Origin of the sequence: Nissabacter sp. SGAir0207, assembly GCF_005491205.1 — a bacterium.
GTDB lineage: Bacteria > Pseudomonadota > Gammaproteobacteria > Enterobacterales > Enterobacteriaceae > Chimaeribacter.
Map to the genome: position 1 here is coordinate 1,711,268 of NZ_CP028035.1, position 10,621 is coordinate 1,721,888.

At 59.7% G+C, this 10,621-nt stretch carries 6 protein-coding genes; 3 read left to right on the top strand and 3 right to left on the bottom strand.

What is annotated here, in order from left to right; genetic code table 11:
- Window positions 1–41: 41 nt before the first annotated feature.
- A complete protein-coding gene (locus C1N62_RS07350; RefSeq protein WP_137763011.1) occupies window positions 42–1,253 on the bottom strand; it encodes an FAD-dependent oxidoreductase in 1,212 nt (403 codons plus the stop codon).
- Window positions 1,254–1,650: 397 nt separating this feature from the next.
- On the opposite strand from C1N62_RS07350, the gene C1N62_RS07355 reads away from it, so the two are divergent.
- The 3 genes from C1N62_RS07355 (at window position 1,651) to C1N62_RS07365 (ending at window position 9,142) form a co-directional block, all read left to right on the top strand.
- On the top strand, window positions 1,651–2,703 hold the full coding sequence (locus C1N62_RS07355; RefSeq protein ID WP_137763012.1) for an NAD(P)-dependent alcohol dehydrogenase: 1,053 nt from the start codon (window positions 1,651–1,653) through the stop codon (window positions 2,701–2,703).
- Window positions 2,704–2,890: 187 nt separating this feature from the next.
- The gene (locus C1N62_RS07360) at window positions 2,891–3,862 is read left to right on the top strand and encodes a diguanylate cyclase (RefSeq protein WP_137763013.1); all 972 of its coding nucleotides are present in this window, start codon (window positions 2,891–2,893) and stop codon (window positions 3,860–3,862) included.
- Between the two features lie 507 nt (window positions 3,863–4,369).
- Entirely contained in the window at window positions 4,370–9,142 is a 4,773-nt protein-coding gene (locus C1N62_RS07365; protein WP_137763014.1) for an autotransporter outer membrane beta-barrel domain-containing protein, read from the top strand.
- 93 nt (window positions 9,143–9,235) lie between these two features.
- Here C1N62_RS07365 and C1N62_RS07370 read toward each other — a convergent pair whose 3' ends face one another.
- Together C1N62_RS07370 and fhuF are read right to left on the bottom strand one after the other, a co-directional pair.
- Window positions 9,236–9,586 (bottom strand): hypothetical protein, encoded by a 351-nt coding sequence (locus C1N62_RS07370; RefSeq protein WP_137763015.1) that lies wholly within the window; start codon window positions 9,584–9,586, stop codon window positions 9,236–9,238.
- A 105-nt stretch (window positions 9,587–9,691) separates the two neighbouring features.
- Entirely contained in the window at window positions 9,692–10,453 is a 762-nt protein-coding gene (gene fhuF, locus C1N62_RS07375) for a siderophore-iron reductase FhuF (RefSeq protein WP_137764943.1), read from the bottom strand.
- Between the last annotated feature and the right edge of the window lie 168 nt (window positions 10,454–10,621).

A 10,621-nucleotide genomic window follows, 5' to 3' on the forward strand; every position in this document is an offset into this window, starting at 1 on the left:
CGATGAATGCCAAAGGCCAGTCACTGACTGGCCTTTTTGGTTTACTTCGGCACCTCACTGCGGAAACCGACGCCAATCAGCCGGCCAAACAGGAAGGGCAGCCAGGGGCGGGTGCGCAGCCAGCCGCCCAGGGCGCGGATCGGGGCAGGGGGGCGGCGGCCATCACGCGGGCGGCGCGTCATCATCACCTGTAAAAATTGCGTGGCCTTGGTGGGGAAGGTGCGGCGGCGCTGCACGCGGTTCAGCTCCCGCAGCGTCGGGACACCACGCCGCAGCGGGCCAGCCAGCAGGTTGGCGGTGGCCACGGCATCCTGAATCGCCAGATTGACGCCGACGCCGCCAATCGGCGACATGGCGTGGGCGGCGTCGCCAATGCACAGCAGCCCCGGCTGCGCCCAGTGGTGCAGGCGATCGATGCGGATCACCAGCAGCTTCACCTGATCCCACTCCGGGATCGCCGCCGCCAGCCGTGCGGCGTCAAAGGGCGCGGACTCGCTGACCTGTGCCAGAAAGGCTGGCAGCCCTGCCTGTTTCAGCGCGGGTAGCGCGCCCTTGTCAATCGAGTAGCCGCACTGCCAGTAGTCGCCGCGGTCAATCATGATGAAGTTCTTGCGCGCGCCGCGGTGGCCGGTGGCCCAGGCCGGATCGTCCGGCTGCTTCGGCACCTTCAGCCACAGCACGTCACGCGGCGTGCCAAAGCTTTCGCTGGTCAGCCCGGCAGCCTGCCGGATGCGCGAGTTGCGGCCATCGCAGCCCACCAGCAGGTCACTGTGGATACGCAGCGCGCCCTGTGGCGTCTCTACCTCCACGCCGCTCACCCACTCGCCGTCGCGCAGCAGGCCGGTCACCTCCGCCTCCATCAGCAAAGTAAAGTGGGGCAGGGCCTCGGCACGCGCGCGCAGGAAGTTAAGGAAGTCCCACTGCGGCATAAAGGCCATGAATTTGCAGTGCGTCGGCAGTCGGCTGAAATCAGCGATGGTCATCGGCTGGCCGCCCATCTCCGCCTGCAACTGGGTCATCCGCTGGTGCGGCAGTTGCAAAAACGCCTCCAGCCAGCCGAGGCGGTGGATCACCTCCAGCGTCGAGGGGTGCAGGGTGTCGCCGCGAAAGTCGCGCAGGAAATCCGCATGTTTCTCCAGCACCACCACCTCGATGCCCTGCCGGGCCAATAGCAGGCCCAGCATCATGCCCGCCGGGCCACCGCCAGCGATGCAGCATTGGGTCTGGCGGGTCGGAAGCTCTTTCTGTCTCATCTGATGTGCCTTATCCGAGGGTATTGATAACGATTATCATTGGCACGCCCACGCCGTCAACCTCTTGCTGCCATTGGCGGCCTATCAACCAGCAATTCCTCTCTCCTTCCGTTCGGCCCGTTGAAAAATAAGGCAAAAGCAGCACGAGATTGATGATTTTAAAGGCAGGGTTGTAACGCGATGTAACAGCGATGGCGCTTTCTTCATCCGCCCGGTGTCGGGTGGAGGTTTACGCGCAGCGCGGGTGAGCCGGTGGCTGTGGGAAAATCGGCCTTCTGTCAGGCCGGCAGTCTGGACGTCTGAACTTTGCCACATTTTGCTACATTTCTGCCGGGTGAAAACTTGATGTACCCGGCATGAGGGTTTAGGGTTCGCCCCCTTCAAAAAGGGGATTCCAATGAAAACATCTTATGGCTATGCCGCCCAGTCGGCTGACGCGCCGCTGGCGCCTTTTCATTTTGACCGCCGCCCGGTAGGCGCAGATGATGTGCGCATTGAGATCGAGTTTTGTGGCGTGTGCCACTCCGATCTGCACATGGCGCGCAATGAGTGGAACATGAGCCGCTACCCGCTGGTGCCGGGCCATGAGATTGTCGGCCGCGTCACCCATGCGGGCGCGAACGTTAGCCGTTTCCAGATCGGCCAGCGCGTCGGCGTCGGCGTGATGGTGGACTCCTGCGGCCAGTGCGGGCAGTGCCGCGAGGGCGAGGAGCAGTATTGCGACGCGGGCTTCACCGCCACCTATAACGGCGAAGAGAAGATCCTTGGCGGCACCACCTTTGGTGGCTACGCCAATGACATCGTGGTGAGCCAGAATTTTGTGGTCAGCGTACCGGAGCACCTCGACGCGGCCGCTGTCGCGCCGCTGCTCTGCGCTGGCGTCACCACCTGGTCACCGCTGAAACACTGGAACGTGCGGCCCGGCCAGCGCGTTGGCGTGGTCGGCCTCGGTGGTCTCGGCCACATGGCGGTCAAGCTGGCGACCGCGATGGGCGCAGAGGTAGTGCTGTTCACCACCTCTCCCCACAAGGGTGAGGATGCCCTGCGCCTCGGCGCGAAACAGGTGGTCATCTCCCGTGACGCCGAACAGATGGCGGCGGTGGCGAACAGCCTCGACCTGATCCTCAACTGCGTGGCGGCGCCCCATGACCTCAACCCCTATCTGGCGACGCTAAAAAGCAACGGCAGCCTGATCCTGGTCGGCATCCCGGACAGCCCGCACGCCGCGCCCGAAATCACCCCGATGGTGTTCAAGCGCCTCAGTATTGCCGGCACCTCCATCGGCAGCATCCGTGAAACCCAAGAGATGCTCGATTTTTGTGGGGAACATGGCATCACGGCTGATGTCGAAGTGATTAGCATCGACAATATTGAGCAGGCCTTCACCCGCATGAGCCGTGGCGATGTGAAATACCGCTTTGTGATTGATATGAATTCCCTCCGGGCGTAATCCCGCCCACTCCGTCGTAGCCCTTCCGCCGCCGGTGCAATGCCGGAGGCGGACAGGCGGGGACGGCCCAGCCAGCCCCTCGCGTTCTCCTCGCTTTCTTTTCGCGCCATGATGCGTTAGCCTTTCTGATATAACAGAAATTTCCGCTATTTTCGCCGCCTTGGCGCCACCAGGAATGAGAGTGTCCATGCAATTGCCTGACCAACCGTCTGATGAGCTCCACCGTCTCGCCACCCTCCGTGCTTACAATATCCTTGATACCCTGCCCGAAGAGCGCTTTGACCGCCTGACGCGTCTGGCCCGGCGGCTGTTCAACGTGCCGATTGCGCTGGTGTCGCTGGTGGACATGAACCGCCAGTGGTTCAAATCCTGCCAGGGGCTGGAGGTGCAGGAGACGCCGCGCGACATCTCGTTCTGCGGCCACGCCATCCTTGGCAATGAGATCATGGAGGTGCCGGACGCGCAGGAGGATCTCCGCTTCCACGACAACCCGCTGGTCACCGGCGAGCCGAACATCCGCTTCTACGCTGGCTGCCCGCTGGTGGTGACGGATGGCGTCAAGCTCGGCACCCTTTGCCTGATTGACACCGTGCCGCGCCACCTGACTGAGGAGGATCGGCAACTGCTGACCGATCTGGCCTGCATGGCAGAGCAGGAGATCAGCGCCATGCAGCTGGCGACCATGGACGCGCTGACCCAGATCTCCAACCGGCGCGGCTTTGAGGCATTGGCCCAGCACGCGCTGGGGGTGTGCCAGCGCCTTGGGCTGCCGGCGTCGTTGCTGTTCTTTGACATGAATGAGTTCAAGGCGATCAATGACAACCTCGGCCACGCGGAGGGCGACCGCGCGCTGCGCGACTTCGCCCGCCTGATCCAGTGCAGCCTGCGCAACAGCGACGTGGTGGGCAGGCTGGGCGGTGATGAGTTCGCGGTGCTGCTGACCAATGCCAGCGCCGAAGAGACGCAGCACGCGCTGGCGCGGCTGGAGGGGAAGGTGGGTGAGCACAATCAGCGCGATGGCCGCGGTTACCCGCTGCGCTACAGCGTCGGGCAGATTGATTACAACGGGCGCGATCCGGTGGAGATAGGCCGCCTGCTGGCGGAGGCCGATGCGCTGATGTACGCGCAAAAACGCGGCCAACGGCCCTCCCAACGATAAAAAATACCGTTCGGTTAAGTAAATGATCGTGTGAACGATCCGGAAAATAGATGACAACAGCCCCATCCATTCCCTGATGGGGCTTTTTTATGCCGTAAAAACCGCTGGCGCTGAAGCGGGATATACCACGATATTATTTCCCAATGGGTCGCTTGTTTTCAGCTTTGTTAAATAGCTATTTAATGAATAGTTAAACCATAAAATATTAGTTGCAGTGATCAATTTGGGATTAATGAAAGATTAAGCAAATTTTAATTAAAATTCCCTTCCGGCTAACTTACTGTTTTTTATTTGTGTCGCCCGCAGCCCCATAACGGGGTGTGGGTTTATTTTCGCCACGCCGGGACATTTACTATCGATTGATATAATTTCTCTTCAAATTTTCCAGTGACCCCCAGTAATAACAACGCTATAACTTTTTGCTTTTACGTACTTTCGAAATGGAATTACACACTGGCTTCCCCAAGCCAGGGAAATGACTCGTCAAAATAATCTTGAAGGTGAATCATGCAACGTAAAAAACTTCTCTCACTCTGTATTGCCCTCGCTATCAGCAATAATAGTTTTGCCGCTGATACCCCCGAAGATAAAACTTCCCTGAAGTGCCCGACCAATATTAACCAGCTCACTCAAGAGCAGCGTGATGCCCTGCCCGACGCCTGTTTGACCCCGACCGCGCTTTCACAGGAGGAGTGGAGCTGGATCGCCGGTGGTGCGGTGGCCGCCGCATTGGCGGTGGGCTTTATCGTGGCCGATGACAACAACAGTCATCCCGTCTCCAGCGCAGATAATGGCAGCGACGACGGCGGCGATGATAATGGCGATAACGGTGACGACGGTGGCGATGATGATGGCGATGATGTCAGCAAGGTCATCGATATTAATGAAGACAGCATCGGCGTTGGCGAAGGCGACATCGGCACGCAACTGGCGCTGGACGGCTACACCATCAACAGCAACGCCACTACCGGCGGGCAGGCTGGCGGCACCGGCCTGAGCATCAGCGGTAACGATAATACCCTGAATACCCTCGGCCCAATCGTGGTGGATGGCAATGGCTCCACCGGCGTAGAGGTAACAGGCAATGGCAACACCCTGAATACTGACGGTGACGCCACGCTCAGCAACGGCGGCACTGGCATTGCGGTCACCGGCGACAGCAATACTTTGAACCAGCGCGGCGATATGGTGGTGGGCGATTTTGCCACCGGTATCAGCGTCAGCGGGCAAAACAACACCGTCAACCTGAGCGCTGACAATATCGACGTGATCGGCCAGCAGGCCACCGGCGTGCAGGTGGCGGGCGAGTCCAATCAGGTGATCCTGACCGGCGATATGCGGGTGGACAAAGATCAGTCCTCGCCGCTGGCGGCCGACAATTTTTATACCGCTTCCACCGGCATTGACGTCAGCGGCAGCAACAATACGGTGGTGCTGGACGGCCACTTGCAGGTGGTGGTGGATACGGAAGTTGCGCCCTTCATATATTCTGAAGAGAAGGGTTCACAGGAGACTATTTCCGGCGTGACCATCAGCGGTGACGGCAACCGCGTGGAGTTGCAGCAGGGCCTACAGCTCACCGGGGAAACGGATCAGATCGCGGATACGGCGGCCGGTGATGCGATTGCCGAACAACGTAAGGGATATGGCCCAGCCGCGGCCATCACCATTGATGGCGCCTCTACCCTCTCCCTACAGGGGGACAGCACGATAGAAGGCGACTTCCCGGTCAACTTTGTTGGCTTTGCGCTCTCTAATGGCGGCCAACTGGAGATTGCCGAAGGCGCCAGCCTGAATACCACTGGTATCACCAGCATCAATAACTATCTTTATGAAGACAACGGCCTGATTAAACTCTTTTCGGGGAGCAGCCTGATCAATCAGGGCAGTGTTCAGGTGGAGAATATGACGCTGGCCTACGGCGAGGGTGAAAATACTCAGATAGATAATCAGGGCAGCATGGAGATCCGGCGTACCAGCACCGCAGCCGGCACGAGCGCTTCTTCCTTCGGTATGCATGCCAATAATGGGGCTACCGCCGTTAATGAAGGGGACATGACAGGCCGGGTCATGAACCAGGATAGCCTTTTTAACTTCACCGATACCTTAGCAATGCTCTCCCCATACTGGTCAAATAATACGGTGATGGGGATCCAGTTAATGACGGCATCGGTTGGCGCCTCTGCAACCAATATGGCCAACGGTACGCTGGAGGTGTATGGCCGCGGTGTCGCGATGAATGCGGTTGATAACGGCACCGCAGACAACTTTGGCACCCTCACCACCGATGCGCTGTGGAAAGATGCGGCCGATACCACGCAGATGGCGGCTAACATCCCCTCTGACTCGGCTAAAGACTTTGCCGTCGGCATGTACGCTGGCACAGATTATTACATAGGCAGCCATAATAATAATGCCATTGCCACCAACCATCAGGGCGGCGTGATCACGGTGTATAACGCCGGGGCCGGTATGGTGGCCTTTGGCCGTTCTAATCAGGTCATTAATCAGGGCACCATCAACCTGGAGAGCAATGAAAATGCCCAGCCGGGCCAACCGCTGGTGGGCATGGCGGTGTATAAGGGCGGCATCGCCATTAATGACACCACTGGCGTGATCAACATCAACGCCGAAAATGGTCAGGCGTTCTACAGCGACGGCAATGCCAACAACCTCATCATCAACCGCGGCCAGATCAACGTCGGCGATGGCGTACCGGACAGCGCCGACAACAGCAGCACGCTGGTCTCACTGGAGTTGGCTGATGGCACCGTGCTGAGCGGCACCACCACGTTGACACAAAATGCGCTGGTCTACACCGGTTCGACCGTCAGCAATACCGGCACCGTCGAAGGCAGCGGGTTGAGCGTCTGGGGCACGCTGGACAATGAGAGCGGCGCCACTATTACCGCGCCGCTGTTTATTGAAAATCAGGGCGTCTTTAATAATGCGGGTACCGCCGCTACTCTCTCCGTCACCAGCAACGGCACCGTCAATAATGCGGGCACCGTCGCCACTCTCTCCGTCACCACTGGCGGTACCGTCAATAACAGCGGCGTGATCAACGGTGCCCAACCCTCGATCACCGACGGGACGGTTATCAATAATGCCGGCGGCACCATCCAGAATGGGGTCGTGGCCGTTAACAGCACCCTGACCAACCACGGCAACTGGAACGCTACTAACAACAAAGACTTCGGGGTACGTAACAATAGCGTGTTAAACAATGCCGTGGACGGCACCCTTACCATCGCTAACCAGCGCTACATGACGATTGAGAGTGGCTCGGTGTTCAAAAACAGCGGCACCATGATCAGCACCGATACCAAGAAAGACCATGTTGTGTTGCGGATCGGCAAGAACGGCGACAGCAACATCATTAACAATGGCACCCTCAACCAGACCGGCAGCAGCGTGCTGGTGGGATCGATAGCTGACCATGCCAATCCCTCGACCTTCTGGAATCAGGGCGACGGCCTGAACGGCTACAGCGGCGCCACCGGCGAGGTGAACTATAACGGCACCAACGGCACCGCCGTGTATATGAAAAACAGCAACACCGTGGCAATCAACGACGGCGTGATGAACATCAGCGGCAGCAACACCGTCGCTATGAAAGGCAGCAGCAGTGCCCAGCTTATAAATAACGGCACCATCAACCTCGGCACTGAAGGCACCACTGACAGCGGCATGGTAGCGATGCAACTGGACGCCAACGCCACCGCGAACGCGGTGCTGGAGAACAACGGCACCATCAATATCTACGCTTCAGACTCCTACGCCTTCAGCCAGCTGGGCGACAACGGCCGCATCGTTAACAATGGCACGGTCAATCTGGAGGGTACGGGCAGTGGGCTGGTGAAAGAGAGCGACGTGCAGATTGCTGGCGTCAATGGCAACACTGACGACAAGAGCGAGGTGCACTACGCCAACTACACCCTGCCGACTGACCCGACGGCCGCCAGCACGCTGAACCAGTACACCATCGGCACCAACGCCGACGGCACCGCCGGGACGCTGACCGCCAGCAACGTGGCGCTGGGCGACGTATCGATTGATACCGGCTTTACGCAGGGCAGCGCCGCGACGACTCAGACCTTTGAGGACGTGTTTGTCGGTGCCAACATCAGCGGCGAGCAGAACATCACTTCCACCAGCGTGGTGTGGAGCGCCGAAGGCCAGAAAGACGACAGCGGCAACGTGGACGTCACCATGACCAAAAACGCCTACGCGGACGTGGTGAGTGACGACAGCGTGTCCAGCGTGGCTAACGCACTGGATGCGGCCTACACCAACAATGACCTGTTCACCAGCCTGAATCTGAAGAGCACCGCTGAACTCAACAGCGCGCTACGGCAAATCTCCGGCAGTCAGGCGAAAAGCGTGGCACGGGATGCCCGCGTGCTGGGCAACCGCTTCGAGATGCTGGCCGACACCGCACCAACTATGGGCAACGGACTGGCGTTTAACGTGGTGGCGAAGGGTGACCAGCGCAGTGAACTGGGCAACGACACCCGTTATGACATGATGGCGCTGCGCCAGCAGTTCGCGCTCAGTAACCACCAGACGCTTTCGCTGGAGTACGGCATTGCGCGGCTCGATGGTGACGGCGATGTCAGCACCGCCGGTGACAACGGCGTGACCGGCGGCTACAGCCAGTTCTTTGGTGTGCAGCACAGTCTGCCGCTGACAGAGAGCGGGCTACGCTGGAACAATGCGTTGCGCTATGACATCCACAACCTCGACAGCAACCGGCAGGTGCAGTACGGCAATGTTAACCGCGTGGCGGACAGCGACAATAACCAGCAGTACCTGGAGTTCCGCAGCGAGATGGCGAAGAGCTACACCCCACAGAAGGGGCTGACGCTGACGCCGTTTGCCGGCATGAAGCTGCGCCACACTACTGAAGAGGGCTACAACGAACGCGGGGCCGGTGACTTTAACCTGCGCATGTCAGGCGTTGAAGAGACGGCCGTGGACGCCGTGGCTGGCCTGAAACTGACCTACGCCGGTGACAATGGCTGGGCGGCCACCGCCACGCTGGAGGGCGGCCCGAACCTGAGTTACCAGCAGGGTGAACGCACCGCCTCGTTGCAGGGCGCGGCCGGTCAGCGCTTCCGCGTGGAGGATGGCCAGAAAGGCGGCGGCGTTAACGGGCTGGCGCAGGTCGGCGTGAAGTACCAGAGTAAAAAGGCGGCGCTGAGTGCGGATGCCTACCACTGGCAGGAGGATGGCCTGCGCGATACCGGGCTGATGGTCAATTACCGCTACCACTTCTGATCCCTGTAAACCCCGCTCGGTTGAACGATCCAGCGAGTAGATGAAAAAAGCCCCATCAGTTTTCTGATGGGGCTTTTTTATGCGGCTGACCGGTTAATGGGTATGCACCTCAACGATGTCCCCGATGCGGCTGCTTAGAAACAGCTGGTGCGGCACCTCCACCTGATAGGTCTGCGTATCGTGCGTGACCTCCAGGATATAGCGCTCACTCTCAAAGGACTCAATCGGGATAAAGCCGAAGAACCCTTCCGCGACGCTAAAGGTGCGGGTGGAGGGCAGGGCATAGCGCCGGACAATGCGGGCGGCCAACGGGGTCTGACGGCCAGTCAGGGTGCCCCAGGTCTGGGAGACCGGGGAGAGCAGCATGGAACGCAGGCTGGCGCTTAGCAGGCCAGCAGCCTCTTTCAACGACGCAGAGACGCGGGCAGGGGTGCTCGTATTCATGATCGTTACCTCGTGGTCAGGGTCATCCCGCGGTCAGGTTCCGGCGGGCACCACCCAATATTTATCGTTATAACCACACGAGATCAAATCATTTTTCTATATAACTTAGTGCGCTTTCGCAGCGGCCTGAAGGATAACGCTTTTTGCGCCCGGCCGGCGGCGCTTCTCCGCCTGCAACAGCGGGCAGGAGGGACACATTTCATGGTCGCACAGCTCGTAGCGCAGGCAGCACTGGCGGCGGTAGCGCGGGCTGGTGGCATCGGTGGGGATCTCATGGCGCATCGGGTCACACAGCGGATTTTTACTGCCGTCACACAGCTCACGGGCCGCGAGCAGCGCCTCACCGGCGTGCACATCGGCGTTAACCAACTGCGCCTGCTCAATGCCCCAGTGGATGCGCACTGCGGCGTTGTTCCAGAAGATGCCCGGTTTCAGGCCCGCCATCTCCGCCATGATGCGGCAGAGCGGCGCGATGTGCTGCACCATGCCATCAAAGCGGGCCAGCGGATCCGGCTCCGCCACCGGCTCGCCATCGCCAGCCAGCATGAATTGCAGCGGCAGCCCCTGCTCATTCAGCTCAAACCAAATGTGGCTGGCCTCAATCGGCAGTTGCCAGTCGCGGGCGAGATTGATGATCACCCAGACCGGCAGCAAACGGGCGAAGTACCACTGTGACCACATGGAGACGCGCGCGCGCTGCTCGCTGGCTGGATGGGCCGCCAGGTAGCTGGCCATCACGGCCTGCGCGCCCTCTGGCGTCAGCAGTTGCGTGGCCGACACCGCACCGGCTTGCCCGGCGTAGGGGATGAACATGGGCCTGACCCAGTCAAGCGGGCCATCAGCAAAGGAGTCCAGGATTGTCTGCATTGTCACGCGCGGCACCACAAATCAGTTGTTCAGCCTCTCCCGCAACCCACAGGGCGCGGCGTTGTGCAGGCAGTGTAATAAAGTCTGATGGAAAATAATAATGATTTCTATTTGTATTATTATCTGAAAGTGCGCTCCCTTCCTCCGGGCTTGCCTGCCGCTCCAGGC

Coding starts and splice junctions, on each gene's coding strand:
- C1N62_RS07350 (WP_137763011.1), bottom strand. CDS start 1,253: ATGAGACAGAAAGAGCTTCCGACCCGCCAGACCCAATGCTGCATCGCT.
- C1N62_RS07355 (WP_137763012.1), top strand. CDS start 1,651: ATGAAAACATCTTATGGCTATGCCGCCCAGTCGGCTGACGCGCCGCTG.
- C1N62_RS07360 (WP_137763013.1), top strand. CDS start 2,891: ATGCAATTGCCTGACCAACCGTCTGATGAGCTCCACCGTCTCGCCACC.
- C1N62_RS07365 (WP_137763014.1), top strand. CDS start 4,370: ATGCAACGTAAAAAACTTCTCTCACTCTGTATTGCCCTCGCTATCAGC.
- C1N62_RS07370 (WP_137763015.1), bottom strand. CDS start 9,586: ATGAATACGAGCACCCCTGCCCGCGTCTCTGCGTCGTTGAAAGAGGCT.
- fhuF (WP_137764943.1), bottom strand. CDS start 10,453: ATGCAGACAATCCTGGACTCCTTTGCTGATGGCCCGCTTGACTGGGTC.